Raw genomic sequence first — 17461 nt, forward strand, 5'->3', positions numbered from 1 at the left:
GCGGAGATGTGCGGCGCCGCAGCGTCAAGCTGGGGGTAGGGGGCCCTTGCGATAAATCATCCGGGAAGCCAGCACAATCCTTTGCGCCGTCTTGAGATCCCGCTGAAAGAGCAATGCTTCCGCCGTGGTGAATAAGCGAGGATGACACAGCTGGGTGGGTAGGTAGATGAAGAAACACGGAGGCGCGGAGAGAAGTCGTTCTCTCTGCGCCTCCGCGTCTCTGTGTGAGTTCCCCACCTGCTGCGCAGACCCTTGTTCCCGGAACCTGGGCCTGCAGTTGCGGCACGAGCCGCCGTTGCTGGCTATTCCCTATTACCTATTACCTATTCCCTGTCAGGCCTTATTCTTTTGCCGTACGCGAATCAGGCCGGCTTCAGCATCCCCGTCTGCAGGGCCAGGTGCACCAGCTCGGCGCGGTGGGTAAGGCCAAGCTTCTGCATCATCCGCGCGCGGTAGGTGTCCACCGTCTTGGGCGAAAGGAACAGCTTCTTGCCGATCTCCGCCGAGCTGTAGCCCTCGGCCGTCAGCGCCAGCACCTCGCGCTCGCGCTCGCTCAGCTTTTCAAGCGGCCCCTCGGCCTGCGGCTCGCGCGACTGCTTGTACTGCTTCAGCAGCACCCGCGTGGCGCTGGGATACAGGAACACCTCGCCGCCGGCCACCGTGCGGATGGCGGTGATCAGGTCCACGTCCGCGCTGGTCTTGCGCACGAACCCGCTGGCGCCCGCCTCCAGCACCGGCAGCAGGAACTCCTCCTCCGTCTGCGAGGTCAGCACCAGCACCCGCGCGCCCAGGTCCAGCGCCATGATGCGGCGCGTGGCCTCGAGCCCGTCCATCACCGGCATGGCCAGGTCCATCACCACCACGTCCGGGCGCAGCAGGCTGCTCTTCTCCACCGCCTCTTCGCCCGTGGAGGCGTGCCCCACCACCAGCACGTCGTCTTCCAGCGACAGCAGCGCTTCCAGGCCGCTGCGCAGCACGGGGTGGTCATCGGCCAGCAGAATGCGGATCTTGGCGGACATGAGCGTCGTCTCCGGTGTGCATGATGTTCGTACGCATCATGATAACACCGCGTGGGGACCGGTGCGTCGGGAGATCGAGATCACTCCTGACGGGAATTTCCCCACACGCGCGCCCCGGCGCCGGGTCCGCGTGTCCCCATCCCCCGCAATCCGCCAGTGCGACGCTCCCGGTACGATGTGTGCTCCCTCCCCCGCCCGGTTTTTCATCCTCACGCGGGCGCCCGGAACCGCCGGCTTGCCCGCGAACGTCAGCGTCCGGAGCGGAGAGCATGAGCAACGTCAGGCTGGCCATCATCTACTACAGCACCTACGGAACCAACCACGCGATGGCCGAGACGGCCGCCGAGGCCGCGCGCGAGGCCGGCGCCGAGGTGCGGTTGCTGAAGGTGCCCGAGACCGCGCCCGAGGGCGTAGTGAACGGGCAGGACGCGTGGCGCGCCCAGGCCGAGCGCACCGCCAGCGTTCCCGAGGTCACGCACGCCGACATGGAGTGGGCCAACGCGTACCTGTTCAGCGCGCCCACCCGCTACGGCGTCTCGGCCAGCCAGCTGCGCGCCTTCATCGACACGCTGGGGCCGCTGTGGGCGCAGGGCAAGCTGGCCAACAAGGCGGCGAGCGCCATGACCAGCGCGCAGAACCCGCACGGCGGCCAGGAGACCACGCTCATCGGCCTGTACACCACCATGATGCACTGGGGCGCCATCATCGTGGCGCCGGGCTACACCGACCCGGTGATCTACGCATCCGGCGGCAACCCGTACGGCACCACCGTCAGCGCCGCCGGAGCGCCCCTCAGCGAAGAATCCAAGGCCTCCATCCGCCACCAGGCCCGCCGCCTGGTCGAGTTCGCCGGCAAGATCGCGGGCTGAGGCGCATTCTCCACCTGCTCGTACACAACGACGGAGGGACACGCCGGCTACCGGCGTGTCCCTCAATTCTCTACTGGGGTTTCCACTCCCAGCGTCAGTCCGTTCCCGGAGCGCCGGTCACCAGCGGAACCGCTTCATCGAGCAGCCCCTGCCGCTGCGGCGTGAGCCCCGGTCGCAGTTGCTGGAGCCGGCTGACGATCGCGCTGATCCGGATGCCGTGGCCCACGGTGTCCTGTACCGTGACCCCATCTCCCAGATGTAGGGGCGGCAGGGTCCCTCCCCAGAAATGAAGTGCCACTACGTTCCATACGTCATTGAACACCGGGGCGCCGGACGAACCCGGGTCTGTCTGCCCCCGGTACGCCAGCAGTTCAGGACGGTCTACCCCACCGGCACCGTTGGGCGCCGGTTCGTCGGGGCGGTCGATGAGCCGATTCTCACGCAGCACGAACTGCTTGGCCTTGGCTCCCGGGTGGTGGATAAGGTTGCCGAAAAAACCCAACGCGTGCTTGTCGTCCCGGGCGCTGAGCGGGCAGTATCTGGGTGTAAAAGTCGCGGCATCGATCTTCTCCCCGAGGGCGATGATCGTGCAGTCCAATCCCATCTCGTCCTTGGAGAGGAAGAAGGTATCGGGATTGAGCGTAAAGCGGGCCCGTGTATTCGGCGAAGAACTCTTCTGCTCGAAATTGAACTCGACTTTGCGGAGGGCTACGGTTTCACGATTGGGCAATGCGTGACCGGCCGTCGCGAGCAGGCGGGGGGAGATCATGAAACACGATCCCATTGCGCGGCCATTGCGCGTCGTCAAACGTCCCACCGCCCTCGATATTTCCCGCGCCTTATCGGCAAAGGTCATTGGAACTGAGTGATCCACTTCTATAATGCTTCGCACGGCCTCCTCTTTCGTCGGTGTAAGGCGGAGCGTCTTCAGGGGCGCGCCCTCCGCAATAGCGGCGGCAACGTCAGGGGCGACGTTCACCCGGTCCGCAATGACACGTGCGAGGCGGGCGCGATCCCGCTCCACTTTCAGCACCTCCCCTTTCAGGATCAGCCGAATGGCGTCTCGGCGCTGCTCCTGGCGCGACTCAGCCATTCTCCGCTGCTCCTTGTCAAGCTGCTGGGGATACTTCATGGTGCGCTCCGCTGGTGAAATGTGTCCGGTCTGCGGGGGGCGCGTTCCTGCCCCGGTATGAACCCCTGGCTATTGTCCGCGAAGCTCGCTATCCCAAGGTGCCGCGCGTTTGCCCGCAGACTGAGCCTGGGGCCTCTATGCCCCCTTTCTCCACCCGATCGCGAACCGTTACGGACCAGCCTGTACTGGCCTTTGGTAGCCGGGGATTGTTGCCGCGCGCCGGGCTCAGAGCGTAATAGGCAATAAAGTGGCTGTCGGTCGCGCCCTCGTCATCCTCCGGGTTGAAGCGCTCGTCGTCGTGTGGCGGAAGGAACGCGGCCACGGCGTGGAACACTTCGAGGTGGATGGTCTGCCCGATCGGGTGCAGTTCGGGGAGGGGATTTTCCCCGTTAGGCCCGCTCACCACCAAGCGCGGAAGAGATCCCGCGGGTTCCCCGCTGTCCCGGCTCGCGACGCGACGGATCGTCCACTCCGTTGCCGGCGTAATCCGCTGCGGTCTGTCGCTGCTCTCGAAGTTGTACGGTGCGCCGAGCCTGTAGTCTGTCAGCACGCCGCAGTGCAGGGTCACTCGCGCGCTCAGACGCTCGTCAGGCATCGCCCGCACCAACGCGGGATCCACCGGGTCTGCCACCACTGACATGTCGGCCAGTTCGCTCGTCAGGCTCGGATCGAATCCTTCCAACGATGTGATCTGGTCGAGATCGAACACGGAGCCGGTCAGGTCCACCATCTGGTACTCCCGGGAGAGCTGCGTCGCCCCCGGTTGCTCATACGCGACGTCGTAGACCAGACGCGCGAAGTGCTCTGGCATCTCCCCGTGCCCCTCGTGTCCGTGGCCGGTCATTTTCGGCATCAGCACGTGCATGGCTGTCTGGTCCTCAGGGACCCACATCATGAGCCCGGTAAAACGGATTCTCAGATCGAATGACATTTGACCCCCCTTCGTTTTTTGGCACAATGTGCCCGTTTGGCTGATCTGGTCTATACCGGGAGATCCGGCAGACCCATGAAATCAGCGCAGTGCGCGAGCGGTAAGATTCTCTCGAGTTCGATCCCTCAGCCGCCTGCGTACCGAAACCCAGCCCAAGCCGCCGGTGAGCGGAATGTGGGGTCATCGGAGCGCAGCATATGCAACTGGGCTTGTCGCAACGCCCCCGCAGCGTCGGCGGATGTAAGGTAGGCGGCGTAGAAGTTCTCCATCAGTTCGCGTGTGAAGCCGTCGTCTACGCGCCAAAGGCTTCCGACCACGCCCCCCGCGCCCGCCGCCAAGAAAGCTCCCGCCAGCCCCGCAAACCCGCCGGAACGGCCGGCCTGCGCGCGGGACGTCTGGCACGCCGAAAGCACCACGAGCCGCAGGCCGTGCAATTCCATTCCCTCGATCTCCGCCGCCGTCAGTCGGGCGGATGCGCCTGGGGCACTGCCGGGTGCTGCGACGAGGAAGGAGCGCTCCGGTCGTGCGTCGTCGAACACGGCGTGTCCCGCGAAGTGCGCGATGCCTCCCCGCCGAAAGGCTGCACGAATTGTCGCCGCGTCCGCGGTTGCCCCGTCCAGCACCCGCGCGCCCAAGTGCTGCCGCGCAATTGACTGGACCTCCGCAGAGGCACCCGGCAGCGGCTGCAGTTCCGGAAATATCCGACGGTCGAACGTGGGGGCCGCCATCAAAGTCAACGGGATCTTGGCAAGAACCGCTGGCAGCCCTGCGGGATCGCGCAGGCTGCTAGCGAAGCGCAGTGGGTGATCCTCCACCAGATACCGCCCCCGCTCCCGGTCGTGAAGGGCGGCTATGGGCAGTCCCGCCAACTCGCCGTCCGCCACGATAGTCAGGGGGGTTCCCGCGGCGCCCAAACGGGGACGCAGCGGCCGGATCAACTCGTCAAACAGTGACTGGAGCGCGGGAAGCGCGACCTCCACCGGGGCACGCAGTTCCAAGGCGGAGCGCACCCGTTCCGCCGTGCGGACCAATTCTACGCGGCGCACCGTGCGACGGGTGAGCTGCAACCCCCCGTCCCACAGCGTCCAGGCCAGCAGCGTGTCGCCCACGAGCGCGAACTCCACCGCCACCTGACCCCGAGGGGCGCGGAGCGGCCGGGAGGACCAATCGGCCGCACGCCCCACGGCAGAGAAAGAAGACCGGCTGCGCTCCACATAGTCGAGCGCCTCTTCGGGCCGGCCCGCGCGCAGGCTAAGCATCACCGCTTGGTCAAAAACACCTCGCGATTGCTCCAGCAGCGACGCACGCAACTGGGCGCTGCTCACGTGCGCCCGTTGGCCGTCCAGAACGGTAGCCGCCCGGCGCAGGTCTGCCCCTGCCGAGTCTTGCAGCCCCAGCGCGAGCCGCGCCTGCGCACGAGAGAAGAGCGCGGGCAGCTGCCGTGGCGCATTGCCTTCGAAGTACTCCACCACCGAATCCAACTTTTCTGTAGCAAGCGCCGGACGGGTGGATAGCCAAGCTTCGGCCTGGGTAAGCTGCAGATCGGCGCGCAGCCATCCTTCCATGTACTGCTTGTCCACCCCGCTCATGATGGCCACCGCCCTTCCAAGGTCCGCATCGATGCCGCGCCGGCCCGCCGACAGGTGCAGCCGCGCCCGCGCCAAGCGGGTTTCTGCCTCCAGCGAAGGCGGGATTCGGCTGCTCATGGCAACCGCCTCGTCCTGCACGTGCATGGCGGCGCGTGGAAGGCCGTCGGCAAGCAGCATGTTCCTCAGGGCGTACAGCCCGTTCCACAACCCCAGAAGGCCAGGATACTCACGCAGCACGCCCAGCGCCTCATGGAGGTGCGCGTAGCCCGCGTCGGCTTGGCCGAGTAGGGATTGGGTATAGCCCATGTTCATCCGGGCGGTGGCGGCGTTTTCGCGTTCGCCTGCGCGCTGGAACAGGCGGTTGGCCCGGCCGTACGCGGCCAGTGCCTCTTCGTACCGGCCGCCTCGGTAACGGGCGCTAGCGAGTGCCATCCACTTGCGCCCCGCTGCAGCCGGATACCGTAGGCTGTCGGACTCCGCCGCCACCCGGACAAGATCCATCGTGGTGGTATTCGGCGAGAACATCGAGCAGAAGCCGAGGAACGCCTGTGCCCACTCGCGCAGCGATGCAGGGGCGTCGTCTCGAAACGCCCGGTGAAGGAGTGGGCAAGCAACTCTGTAGTTGGTTGCAACCATTGCCCTGCGGCCCTCAGCGAGATCCACATGAGCTTGCGCCCGCCCCCGTAGCCCGGCGCGACCGCCGGCGTACACGCGAATGGAGGCCACCGCGTCCGCCAGAGTCGCATCCCCACGGCGACGCACCAAGGCTGCGCCCAGCACCTCCGCCTGCTCCAGCCGCTTGCGAGCCGTGGCCGAGTCCCCGGTAATAACCGCGGCGCCCCACTCGCGCAGCAGGTCGTCCCATCCGAACTCCCGCGCGCCGGATGGTGCCGCCGCGGCGTACGCCTCCAGTTCCGCGCGATCGGCCGTGCGGGCGGGCACGGGGCGCGGCCGGGGGATCGTGGTCCGTGCCCGACGCCGCCGGGCCTCGTTGGCCCAGCCGGAGGTGGAATCCACCGCCAGGTATCGCGACCACGCTTCCCTGGCCTGCTCCGCGGCTCCCATTCTGTCCAGCGCCGCCGCCGCGTTGAACCGGGCGGGCGCGAGGGTAGGCTCCAGTTCCAGCGCCCGGTCCGCGGCCTCGAGCGCTTCGTACAGACTCCGCGGGGAGCCGGTCGCCCGGGCGCGCATCAGGTGCGCGGCGGCAAGGTCCGCAAGGATCTGGGCAGGGCGTTCCGACAGCCGCGACGCGGACTGCAGGTATGAGATGGACTGGTCCAGGTGATTTCCCCCGGACGTGGGATAAAGCATCATCGCCAGTGCGGCGACGTGCAGCGCTTCGGGGTCGACGCCGGACCGGGCGGCTTCGGTGACGCGGCGGATGAGCGCCAACTCACGACGTGAGGGCATGCGCGTTCCCACCCCGCACGTTGCATCGCCCGGCTCGTCGCCACACGCACGAAATTTGGAGACGATACTCAGACGCATTCCCGAGACACCCTGGTTTCGGGTTTCGCGGGTAAGCTCTGCAAGCAGCCCAGGAGGGCCGCCGCGCACAGCGAAGGCTATGCCCGACAGAACGCCAAAGACCACGAGGGCCACGGCCACACGCGCGGCGCGGGGATTAGGAAGGGACATGGGGCGGTGGGAGGTGCCGGCGGGGAGCAGCGAAACAGGAGATGATCTGCTCCCGCAAGCTGCAGCGGTGGTGAAGCGAAAACAAGCAATCCGTGTCATGTAGAGCCCAACGAGCCAATCTTGGAGAGCCGGACAGGGGGCATGGCGGCTGGATCCAGAGAGCGTCACCGAGATCCATGCCTCGATTTGACAGCCTTTCTATGGCGGGCGATTATCTGGACAGCGTACACACCTACATCCGCGACACCTATCCACTCGTCCTTTGCGGCACCGCAATCGTCCAGAGCGTCCATCGGTCGATTGGCGTCATCCCCGAACGACCATGTGCGTCCACGGCAGTCGATCACCCGATTCAAGGGAGAACACCATGAAGTACCTGTGCCTGATCTACGACGCCGAGAACGTGATGAACGCCATGCCGCAGGCCGAGCAGGACGCGTTCATGGGCGAGTACTACGCCTTCACCGACGGCATCCGCGCGAGCGGCCAGTACATCGCGGGCGAGGCGCTGCAACCCGTGGCGACGGCGACCACGGTGCGCATCCGCAACGGGCGCATGTCCACCACCGACGGGCCCTTCGCGGAAACCAAGGAGCAGCTGGGCGGCTTCTACCTTATCGAGGCGCGGGACCTGAACGAGGCCATCTAGGTGGCCGCGAAGATCCCGTCCGCCCACACCGGCAGCATCGAGGTGCGGCCGGTGGTCGACTTCGGCGAGATGCCGGAGTAGGGCGGCTGGGATGAAATACCTCTGCCTGATCTACGACCAGGAGCGGGACTGGGACGCCATGCCCGCGGACGAGGCCGACGCCTGGATGGCCGAGTGCATGGCGGCCGGCCAGGAGATCGAGGCCGGCGGCCACCTGGTCGCGAGCGAGGCGCTGCACCCGGTGGCGGCGGCGACCACGGTTCGCATCCGCAACGGAACGCTGTCGGTGACGGACGGGCCGTTCGCGGAAACCAAGGAACACCTGGGCGGCTTTTACGTGGTCGAGGCGCGTGACCTGGACGAAGCCGTCCGGCTGGCCGCGAAGATCCCGTCGGCCCGCACCGGAAGCATCGAGGTGCGGCCGGTGGTGGACTTCGCGGAGCAGCCGGCTTGATGGGCGGCGGGGATGCGGCCGGCGCGGCGCGGAAGGCGGTGGAGGCCGTCTACCGCGCCGAGTCGCGCCGCGTTCTCGCCACCCTCATCCGACTGCTGGGCGACTTCGACGCGGCGGAGGAGGCGCTGCACGACGCGTTCGCCGCGGCCGTGGAGCGCTGGCCGCGCGACGGCGTTCCCGCCAATCCCCGCGCCTGGCTGGTTTCCACCGGGCGCTTCAAGGCGATCGACACCCTGCGCCGCCGCGCCCGCTTCGACGCGCGGCTGGCGCAGCTCGCTCATCATCTCGATCACACAGATCCTGGCGCCACGGAGCAGGACGACGAGGGCGTGGAAGACGACCGGCTGCGGCTGGTCTTTACCTGCTGCCACCCCGCCCTCTCCGCGGACGCCCGGATCGCGCTTACGCTGCGCGAGGTCTGCGGGCTGACGACGGAGGAGATCGCGCGTGCCTTTCTGACGGCGCCGTCCACCGTGGCGCAGCGGATCGTGCGCGCGAAGAGCAAGATCCGCGACGCGCGCATTCCGTACGAGGTGCCGTCGCGCGGGGACCTGCCAGAGCGGCTGGATGCCGTGCTGCACGTGGTCTACCTGGTGTTCAACGAGGGATACTCCGCGTCCGCCGGGCCGTCGCTCACCCGCGCCGACCTCTCGGCCGAGGCGATCCGCCTCGCTCGGCTGATCGCGGAGCTGCTGCCGGAGCCCGAGGCGGAGGGGCTGCTTGCTCTGATGCTGCTGCACGACGCCCGGCGCGGCGCGCGCACATCCGCGGACGGTGAGCTGGTGCTGCTGGCGGACCAGGACCGCGCGCTGTGGAACCGCGAGCAGATCGCGGAGGGATGCGCGTTGGTGGAGCGGGCGCTGCGGTCGCGCCGCTTTGGCCCGTACGCGCTGCAGGCGGCCATCGCCGCGGTGCACGCCGAGGCGCCCACCGCCGCGGCGACAGACTGGGCGCAGATCGTGGGGCTGTACGACGTGCTCCTGCGCGCCGAGCCCTCACCCGTGGTGGAGCTGAACCGCGCCGCCGCGGTCGCCATGCGCGATGGTCCCGCCGCCGGGCTGGACCTGATCGACCACCTGTTCGCGCGCGGCGAGCTGGAAGACTACCACCTGGCGCACTCCGCCCGCGCCGACCTCTGCCGCCGGCTGGGGATGATTTCGGATGCCCGTGCCAGTTACGCGCGCGCCCTCGCCCTTGCGCGACAGGAATCCGAGCGCCGCTTCCTGCAGCGCCGGATCGAAGAGTTGGGGGATTGATTTTGTACGAAATCCGGGGGATACACCGGTCATTCTGAGGAAGCGCCCGCTCCGGACGTCCGGGAAAACCGCGAGGCCCGCTGGCGCGACCGAAGAATCTCCTTCCCCTCGCGCGGAGCCTCTTCCCGGGCATCGCCCAGGATAGTTTCGCCGAATCCGGTACCATCCCCCATCCCATATCCGCGGAAACACCTGTCATTCTGAGTCTGAGGGAGCGCCCATCCCAGGCTTTCGGGAGAACCGCGGAGCCGTTTGGCGCGACCGAAGAATCTCCCTCCCCTCGCGCGGAACCCCCTCCCGGGCATCGCCCGGGAACCCCGGCGTGGCGGAAGGATCCTGCCGCCCAGATAAAGATTCTTCGGTCGGCGCCACGCTCTCGAGCGAAAGGAGAGGCCTGTGTGGCGCCTCCCTCAGAATGACAGGTTTTGTCCGGATTCGGCAAAAGATTGGTTCCACGCAGAAGCTCGAATCCATCCAACGAAAAATCCCCGGGCCGCCGCTTTCGCGACGGCCCGGGGATCTGCGATGGGCCGGGTGGGACTCGAACCCACGACCATTCGGTTAAAAGCCGAGTGCTCTACCAGCTGAGCTACCAGCCCGCACGACGCCGCCAATATAGCGGCGCGCGGGCCGCCGCTCAACCGTGCGGCGCAATCGGCGTTCGGCGCATCGAATCGGCGGCCGGCTACCAGTCGGTGAACAGGAACCGGTTGGGGGTGCCGTAGTAGATGCTGCGGCGGTGCAGGGTGATGGTGCCGGTAACGGCGTTCACGAAGATGGCTTTCCACACCGCCCCGGGCGACGCGGCGGTATGGGTCTGCAGGTACTGCGCGGCCACGCCCGCCACGTGCGGCGTGGCCATCGACGTTCCCGACTTGCTCGTCAGCCCGTTGGTGATCGCGTAGTCGGACGAGGTGATGCTGGACCCCGGCGCCAGGATGTCGACGCACGAGCCGTAGTTGGAGAACGACGACTCGGTGTCGGTGTTCGTGGTGCTTCCCACCGTGATGACGTTGGGCGCGCCGGCGGGCGACTCGGTGCAGGCGTCGATGGGGGTGCCGGCGTAGTCGCCGTTGCCCGCGGCGGCCACCACGGTAAAGCCCGCCGCCACCAGGCTGGTCGCGGCCGTACGCACCGAGGCCAGGTTGCCGTAGCCCAGGCTCATGTTCACCACCGCCGGCTTCAGGCCGTTGTTGCGAATCCAGTCCATCCCCGCGATGGCCATGGACGCGGTGCCGCCGCCGACGCAGTTGGCCACGCGGCCGGCCAGGAGGGTCACGCCCTTGGCCACGCCCGAGTACGTGCCGCCCAGGGTGCCCGCCACGTGGCTGCCGTGGCCGTGGCAGTCGGCCGCGCTGCCGTGCGAATCACCCACGAAGTCGCCGTTGCCGCCGTTGGGGATGTATCCGGCGCGGCCCACCACGTCCAGGTGGTTCAGGTTGATGCCGGTGTCCAGCACGTACGCCGTGACGCCCGCACCAGTGTTCGTGTAGGTAAAGGTGCCGTCCAGGGGCAGGTTGGCGTCGTCGACGCGGTCCAGCCCCCACGAGTACACCAGGGTCTGCGTGGTGAACAGGCGCACCGGCGCGTCGGGCTCCACGTACGCCACGTCGGGCCGGTTGCGCAGCATCGCCAGCTGGGCGGGGGTCAGCTGGGCCGCAAAGCCCTGCAGCACGCTTCCAAAGACGCGCGACGCCCGCGCCCCCACGGCCGCCGCGGCCCGCTCCGCGCGTCCGCGGGCCACCGCGGGCGAGGCGCCGGCGTCTTCCTTCATCACCACGATGTAGCCGGCGGCACCGGCGGCGCCGATGGACGCGCGGGCGGAACCGTCGGGAGCGGTCGTCTGCACCACGTCGCCGCATGCGGCCAGCGCGAGCAGGGGAACCAGCAGAAGCAGGCGTGCCATGGGGTGGGGCCTCCTGTGAGGGTGGAGGTTTTCGCCAGGCCCGGAAGGATGGCCCGAGATCCCGGCCGGACGGCCAGGAGCGCAAGGATAATGGCCCCGCCGTTGCCGAACAAGAGTTGCGTGTGTCACCTTCACCGGCGGACCGAAATTCTGCTACGGGATGGATCTTGGGGAGCGCATCATCCCCCGGAAAAAGATCATTGGCACGCAGTGGAAGCAGGGGAGGCGGAGTGGTTTCGCCCTTCCCTGCTTCCGCTGCGTGCCAGATGTCTTTACGCCTGCGTCAAAGCCACCGCCGATGGTCGATTCAGCGCGAGGACTGCACGAGAAGCCTGTACGCGCCCGTCTGGCCCGGGATGGCCGCGGCGATGCGGATCACGTACTCGCCGCTCTCGGGCACGGTGAAGTTGAGCTCGGAGTCGGTGCCGGGGCCGCTGTCGTCGTCCTCTCCCAGCGCCTCCATCTCCGCGTCGGGCCCCCTGCCGATGAAGACGTACGTGTCGATCTCTTCGGACGAGGCAAGGATGGTCAGCCGCTCCCCTTCGCGCGCTTCGTAGACGAAATCCTCGTAGCGGTCGCCCTCGCCGGTACGCCGGTCTTCGATGTCCAGCATCCCCTCCACCGTCTGGCCTTCCTCGATCCGCAGAATGGTCCAGCCCATCCCGCTGAAATCTTCCGGCGTACCCATCATCGTATCCGCCATCATCACGTCGCCCTCGTAATCGTCGGCATGCACGCTCACATCGACATCTACGTCCACGTCGATGTCTTCGTCGATGTCTTCGTCGTGATCGTGATCCTCCTCATCGTAGTCCTCGTCGTCGCCGTCATCCCCATCGTCGTCCCACTCGTCCGAGACGGCGCCTTCCACCACGCGCAGGGTGTAGGCGCCGGCTTCGTCGCCGGAAAACGAGCGGACCACCACGTGGTGCACGCCGTCGTCGCCGAACTCGGCCACCATCTCGGAGTTGGTGCCCTGTCCCCCGTCGTCGTCGTCGGACGTCATGTCCAGCTCGCCACCGCCCCACGTGCCGAACTCCAGGTACGTGTCGAAGTCGTCGGACTCGGCGTAGACGGTGATCTGGGACCCGGGCGCGCCTTCGATCCGGTAGTGGTCTTCCAGCCCGGCCTCACCCTCATAGTCACCGTCGCCGAGCTCGCCCCGCACCGACTGGCCCATGCGCAGGCGCGACGCCTGGACCTCGCCGGCGATCGACGTCACCTGCAGCTCGTACTCCCCTTCTTCGTCCTCCTCGAACGCGGCGGCGCGCAGTTCGTACTCGCCGTCCCCGCCCAGCCGCAGCACGAGCCGCGAGTCGGTGCCCTCGCCCGCGTCGTCGTTCTCCTCCTCGTCCATCCACCCGCCGCCGCGCTCCCGGCCCCAGTGCAGGTAGGTGTCGAAGTCCGCGGAGCGCATGCGCACCACCACCCGGTCCCCGGGCCGGCCGCGGATGACGTACGCGTCGTACAGCGCGCCGTCCTCCGTCTGCGCGTCGCCCTCCTCCAGCGTTCCGGTGACGGTCTGGCCGGGGGCGATGGGCGTCTGTGCGGCGAGCGGCGCGGCGGCCAGCAGGGCGGCCAGCGCGGCGAGCGTCTTGATCGGCATGGGATGAAAAAGATCGAAAGGATGGATCGGGAAGGATCGGAACGGCGTCCCGGCACAATCTACCGCCTGACGTTTCTTGCGGAAGGCTCTTGTTCGATTCCTCCGCGAGCCCCTCGCACGGAGCCACCGGAGCCAGCACGAGAAAACTCCGCTGACTCCGTTGACTCCGTGTGAGTTCCCCCCCCTGCCGCGCAGACCCTTGCTCACGGAACTTGGCCAGTAGCGGCCTCCGGCCGCCGTTGCCCGCTATTCCCTATTCCCTGTTCCCTATTCCCTGTCACGAGGCCGGCAGCACGCGAAAGATGACGTGCGACGGCATCCGCGCCGAACGGTAGACCCGCTGCGTCGCCTTTACGAAGTCTGCCTCCGTGGCGCGAAAGATGTCGACGAACGTCTGCGGATTGCGGTCCACCAGCGGGAACCACGAGCTCTGCACCTGGATCATGACGCGGTGCCCGCGGCGAAAGGTGTGGTGCACGTCCGGCATCGAAAACTCCACGCGCGCCGGCTGATCGGGCACGAACGGCTCCGGGTGCTCGCGGCTGTTGCGGTAGCGCCCGCGGAACGGCTCGCCGCGGATGAGCTGCTGGTATCCGCCCATCCGCACGTTGGCGGGATTGGGATCGGGATCCGACGCGCTGTCGGGATGCACGTCGATCACCTTGACGATCCAGTCGCTGTCCGTCCCCGACGTCGACACGTGCAGCGCCACGTCGATCGGCCCCGCGAGGGTAAGATCCTCCGAGAGCGGCGGCGTCTGGTAGACCAGCACGTCCGGGCGCGTGGCGGCAAAGCGCTGGTCGGCGGTCATGTACTCGTACGTCATCCCCGGCGCAATCCAGCCGATGTGCGGCACCGGGCGCGCGGGGTCGCTCACGTACTCGTCGCGCGCGTCCGCACCCGCGGCGGCCGGCGCGTCCCACGCCAGCGTGCCCCCCTCGCGCAGGTACAGCGCGCGCGGCTGCACCCCGCGCGGCGGCCAGGCGTCGTACCGGCGCCAGGCGTTGGTCCCCGTCTCGTACGCGAACGCCTCCGGCAGCCGCGGATCCGCCGTGCCCTCCAGGTGGTGGCGAAAGAAGGGAAGAAAGACGCTGTCGCGAAAGAACGGCCCGCTTTCGCCGAAGCGGATGTCGCCCAGCACGTCGCCCGGCCCCGATCCCCACTGCCCGTGCGACCACGGCCCGACCACCAGGTGGTTGGCGATGCCGGGGTTCTGCCGCTCCGTGGCGTGGTAGACGGCGAAGGGCCCGTACACGTCCTCCGCGTCGAACCATCCGCCCACCGTCAGCACCGCGGGCGGCATGCGGCGCAGGTGCGGCGCCACCTCGCGGCGCTTCCAGTAGCCGTCGTAGTCCGGGTGCGCGGCCAGCGAGTCCCAGAATGCCACGCTGTCGCCAAAGAAGCGCGCCTTGACGTTGCGCAGCGGCCCCAGTTCCAGGAAGAAGCGGTACCCGTCCGGCGTGCCGATGTCGAATCCCCCCCGCCCCACCGCGGTGGGCGCGGGCCGCGGGAACCCGAACCCGTTGTGGAAGTGAAAGGTGTGCGCCAGGAACAGCGCCCCGTTGTGCCGCCAGTCGTCCCCCATCCACCAGTCCCCCACCGGCGCCTGCGGCGAGGTCACCCTGAGCGCCGGGTGCGCGTTGATGGCGCCGACGGCGCTGTAGAAGCCGGGATACGACACGCCGTACATCCCCACCCTGCCGTTGTTGCCGGGCAGGTTGCGCGTCAGCCACTCGATGGTGTCCCAGGTGTCGGTGCTCTCGTCGGTGTCGCGCGGGCCGGCGTACGCGGTGCGCTGCGGGCGCGCGTCGTCGAAGGTGCCTTCCGACATGTACCGGCCGCGCACGTCCTGCATGACCATGATGTAGCCCAGCCGCTGGAACTGCGCCCAGGTGCCGCCCGCCTCGTTGAAGCGCGTGCTGCCGTAGCGCCCCACGCTGTACGGCGTGCGCCGCAGGATGATGGGGCGCGGGGTGGAGCGGTCTTTGGGAAGGTAGATGGCCGTGTACAGCCGCACCCCGTCGCGCATGGGGATCAGCGTGTCGATCTTCGTGTAGCGCTCCGCCACCCACAGCGAGTCCACGTCCTGCGCCGCCGCCGGGCCCACGCCGGCGAGGATCGGGAGGATGAGGAGGGCCAGCAAGGCGATCAGGCGTCGCATCGGAAACGCTCCCGGGGAGGAGGATGGGCGGGATTGAATGCTGAAATTTCAGCACACGGTGCAACATCGTTCGTGCGCTGAGAGCTGTCAAGCATCCCGTTGGTTGCGTATCGCCCGCGGGTGTCGATGGGCGATGGGCCGTGGCGGGTGTCGTCGGCCCCGCCGGCCGAAGGATGTGCAATGCGGAATAGGGCGGAGACGTGCCGTCCGCCCGCGGGAGCGAATGAATTCGCCGCGGGAAAATCGCAAAGTCCGCCTGCGCGGACTCGGCGCCCCGGCCATGTGCGGCATCCCCCACACCCGTGCGTCCGCAGCGAGGCCGTCAGTGCGGCTGGTTGCGCGCAAGGCGGTTCACGCGGTCGTAGGAGGCCGCGTAGTGCGCCGCCGTCACCACCGCGAAAACGACCGCGAGCGTGCGGCGCCCCTCGCCCGCCAGCGCCGCGACCGCGGCGGCGAACAGCACCGTCTCGATCAGCAGCCGCACCCGTCCGGTAACCTCCACCTTTGGCTCGCCACCGTCGTTCGGAACGCGGAACACGCCCCAGAGCAGCATCGCCGCGAGAGCAAGGGCAAGCGCGAACAGCCACCGCGCCACGCCCCTACCCTGCATCCACCCCCACCACCCCAGCGCGTACCACATGCACAGCTCCAGCACGAACCGGAGGGCCAGGTTCAACGGATTCCGTGACATGATACCAGATTCTCAGCCCGATTGTGCATTCCCCACAGGCCGCCCACAGGCCGTCTCATCCTCAGACCAGATCCTGAAAAAGAATAATCGTACAGAGGAACAGAGTCAGACAGAGGAACCAAGCCGATAACTCAGCTCGCGCTTCCTCTGTCTGACTCTGTTCCTCTGTACGCATAAAGGTGTTGTTTTCCCGGATTCGGCGTCACATCGAGGACACGGAGAAGACAAGAGGACAGGTTTCTCCTCCGTGCTCTCCGTGCCTTCCATGAGACGGCAGGAGAAGTTTGGGTGCACAATGAACTGCGGGATTCGGTATGAGCGGATGGTACGGGTGGACGCGCATTCCCGGAACGCGGAGGACGCGGAGCCGAACCGCTCCGCGTCCTCCCCTTCCCCGCCGGGCGAAGCCCGTCAGGGGACGATGTGGTACTCCAGCAGCGCCGTGGCCCAGGGAAGCGCGCGGCCGGTGGCCGGGTCGGTGGTGGCTTCGCGCAGGGCACGCAGGACCGACTCGGCGGGAATGCCGCCGCCGCCGGCGGGGCTGATCACCAGCGGGCGCGGGGTGACGAAGGCGCGCACCGCCCCGCGGCCGAACGGCTCGGCCGCCTGCAGCGGCTCGCGGATCTCCGGGTCGGGGATGGTGGCCGGGCGGTCCGGCGCCAGCTGCGGAGACTCGCCGTCCAGCGGGTACAGCACGCTGATCGTGCCGTCCGTTCCCAGGTCCACCAGCGTAAAGTACCCCTGCCGGGCCACGCGAGCCTGGAACTGGATCCATTCCCCCACGCGGAACCGCGCCTCCCCGCCCGGCACGGAAAGCTCCACGCCGAACGTCTCGCGCGGCGGGGCGAGCGCCTCCAGCTGCAGGGCGCCGCGCTCCTGCTCCAGCACGTAGCGCAGGGCCGCCGCGCCCTCCGCCGGCGAGGGGGCCTCCACGCGGTGGCGCACCGAGCCGTCGCGCCCCAGCACCACCCACTGCGCCCCGCTCCCCGCCACCGCCAGGTGCGCCTGCGTTCCCGGCGCCGCCTCCCGCACCCCCGGCACGCCGCCGAACGACGCGGCCACGGCCCGGCGCGCGTCCGGGGGCAGCGCCTGCAGCGACACCTGCAGCGCGGACGAGACCTCCGCCCCCGCCAGCGGGGCCACGGCCGGCTTCACCTGTGAGAGCGCGCCGTAGCGCACGCTGCCGTCCGGACCGTGGATGCGGGCGATGGGCTCGCCCTCCCGCGGGTACGCCACGATCTCCACGTCCCGCTCCAGTTCGGCCGCGCTGAGCCGTCCGTAGAAGCGGGTGGCGCCGGTGGAGTCGCGCCGCACCGTGACCGGCGATCCGTTGATGGACACCTGCCGGATCCCGGAAGCGTGGTACGCCCGCCCCTCCACCCGCACCGCGCGGCCCCGGACGATCCCGCGGGTCCCCTCGCCCATCCAGGCGCGCGGCTCCGTCACCATCACGTACCCCTCGGAGGCGTCGGGAATGTCCTGCGCCGCCGCCGGCCCCGCCAGCGCCGCGGCCAGCAGCAGCGCCCCCCGCATCGTCCTGGTCATGTTCGCTCCCATGCG

12 protein-coding genes, 1 tRNA gene and 1 pseudogene are annotated in these 17461 nt (G+C 68.4%); 4 read left to right on the forward strand and 10 right to left on the reverse strand.

The window, feature by feature from the left end:
• Nucleotides 1-362: 362 nt before the first annotated feature.
• Entirely contained in the window at nt 363-1019 is a 657-nt protein-coding gene (locus VGC13_RS03345; RefSeq protein WP_331123786.1) for a response regulator transcription factor, read from the reverse strand.
• A gap of 269 nt (nt 1020-1288) precedes the next feature.
• On the opposite strand from VGC13_RS03345, the gene wrbA reads away from it, so the two are divergent.
• On the forward strand, nt 1289-1888 hold the full coding sequence (gene wrbA / locus VGC13_RS03350; protein ID WP_331123787.1) for an NAD(P)H:quinone oxidoreductase: 600 nt from the start codon (nt 1289-1291) through the stop codon (nt 1886-1888).
• Between the two features lie 94 nt (nt 1889-1982).
• On the opposite strand, the gene VGC13_RS03355 is transcribed toward wrbA, so the two are convergent.
• The 3 genes from VGC13_RS03355 to VGC13_RS03365 form a co-directional block, all read right to left on the reverse strand.
• Nucleotides 1983-3020 carry a trypsin-like serine peptidase gene (locus VGC13_RS03355; protein ID WP_331123788.1) on the reverse strand — a complete coding sequence of 346 codons (1038 nt, stop codon included), beginning with the start codon at nt 3018-3020 and terminating at the stop codon, nt 1983-1985.
• Between the two features lie 88 nt (nt 3021-3108).
• Nucleotides 3109-3885, reverse strand: a complete 777-nt coding sequence (locus tag VGC13_RS03360) for a hypothetical protein (RefSeq protein WP_331123789.1) — start codon at nt 3883-3885, stop codon at nt 3109-3111.
• A gap of 191 nt (nt 3886-4076) precedes the next feature.
• The gene (locus VGC13_RS03365; protein ID WP_331123790.1) at nt 4077-6932 is read right to left on the reverse strand and encodes a CHAT domain-containing protein; all 2856 of its coding nucleotides are present in this window, start codon (nt 6930-6932) and stop codon (nt 4077-4079) included.
• Nucleotides 6933-7545: 613 nt separating this feature from the next.
• Here VGC13_RS03365 and VGC13_RS03370 point away from each other — a divergent pair.
• The 3 genes and pseudogenes from VGC13_RS03370 to VGC13_RS03380 all read left to right on the forward strand — a co-directional run bounded on the left by VGC13_RS03370 (nt 7546) and on the right by VGC13_RS03380 (nt 9537).
• Nucleotides 7546-7908 (forward strand): annotated as a pseudogene (locus VGC13_RS03370) (YciI family protein).
• A gap of 10 nt (nt 7909-7918) precedes the next feature.
• Nucleotides 7919-8281, forward strand: coding sequence for a YciI family protein (locus tag VGC13_RS03375; protein ID WP_331123792.1), 363 nt, complete (start codon nt 7919-7921; stop codon nt 8279-8281).
• Nucleotides 8281-9537 (forward strand): RNA polymerase sigma factor, encoded by a 1257-nt coding sequence (locus tag VGC13_RS03380; RefSeq protein ID WP_331123793.1) that lies wholly within the window; start codon nt 8281-8283, stop codon nt 9535-9537. The genes VGC13_RS03375 and VGC13_RS03380 overlap by 1 nt, the downstream gene beginning before the upstream one ends.
• Nucleotides 9538-10063: 526 nt before the next feature.
• On the opposite strand, the gene VGC13_RS03385 is transcribed toward VGC13_RS03380, so the two are convergent.
• The 6 genes from VGC13_RS03385 to VGC13_RS03410 all read right to left on the reverse strand — a co-directional run bounded on the left by VGC13_RS03385 (nt 10064) and on the right by VGC13_RS03410 (nt 17446).
• Nucleotides 10064-10136, reverse strand: a tRNA-Lys gene (locus VGC13_RS03385).
• An 86-nt stretch (nt 10137-10222) separates the two neighbouring features.
• Nucleotides 10223-11443 carry a S8 family peptidase gene (locus VGC13_RS03390; RefSeq protein WP_331123794.1) on the reverse strand — a complete coding sequence of 407 codons (1221 nt, stop codon included), beginning with the start codon at nt 11441-11443 and terminating at the stop codon, nt 10223-10225.
• Between the two features lie 307 nt (nt 11444-11750).
• A complete protein-coding gene (locus tag VGC13_RS03395) occupies nt 11751-13049 on the reverse strand; it encodes a hypothetical protein (protein WP_331123795.1) in 1299 nt (432 codons plus the stop codon).
• Nucleotides 13050-13326: 277 nt separating this feature from the next.
• Entirely contained in the window at nt 13327-15210 is a 1884-nt protein-coding gene (locus tag VGC13_RS03400) for a CocE/NonD family hydrolase (protein WP_331123796.1), read from the reverse strand.
• A 322-nt stretch (nt 15211-15532) separates the two neighbouring features.
• Nucleotides 15533-15886, reverse strand: a complete 354-nt coding sequence (locus VGC13_RS03405; RefSeq protein WP_331123797.1) for a YrdB family protein — start codon at nt 15884-15886, stop codon at nt 15533-15535.
• Between the two features lie 426 nt (nt 15887-16312).
• Nucleotides 16313-17446, reverse strand: a complete 1134-nt coding sequence (locus VGC13_RS03410; RefSeq protein WP_331123798.1) for a DUF4384 domain-containing protein — start codon at nt 17444-17446, stop codon at nt 16313-16315.
• Nucleotides 17447-17461 lie beyond the last annotated feature (15 nt).

It is taken from the genome of Longimicrobium sp. (genome assembly GCF_036399255.1).
Taxonomy (GTDB): domain Bacteria; phylum Gemmatimonadota; class Gemmatimonadetes; order Longimicrobiales; family Longimicrobiaceae; genus Longimicrobium.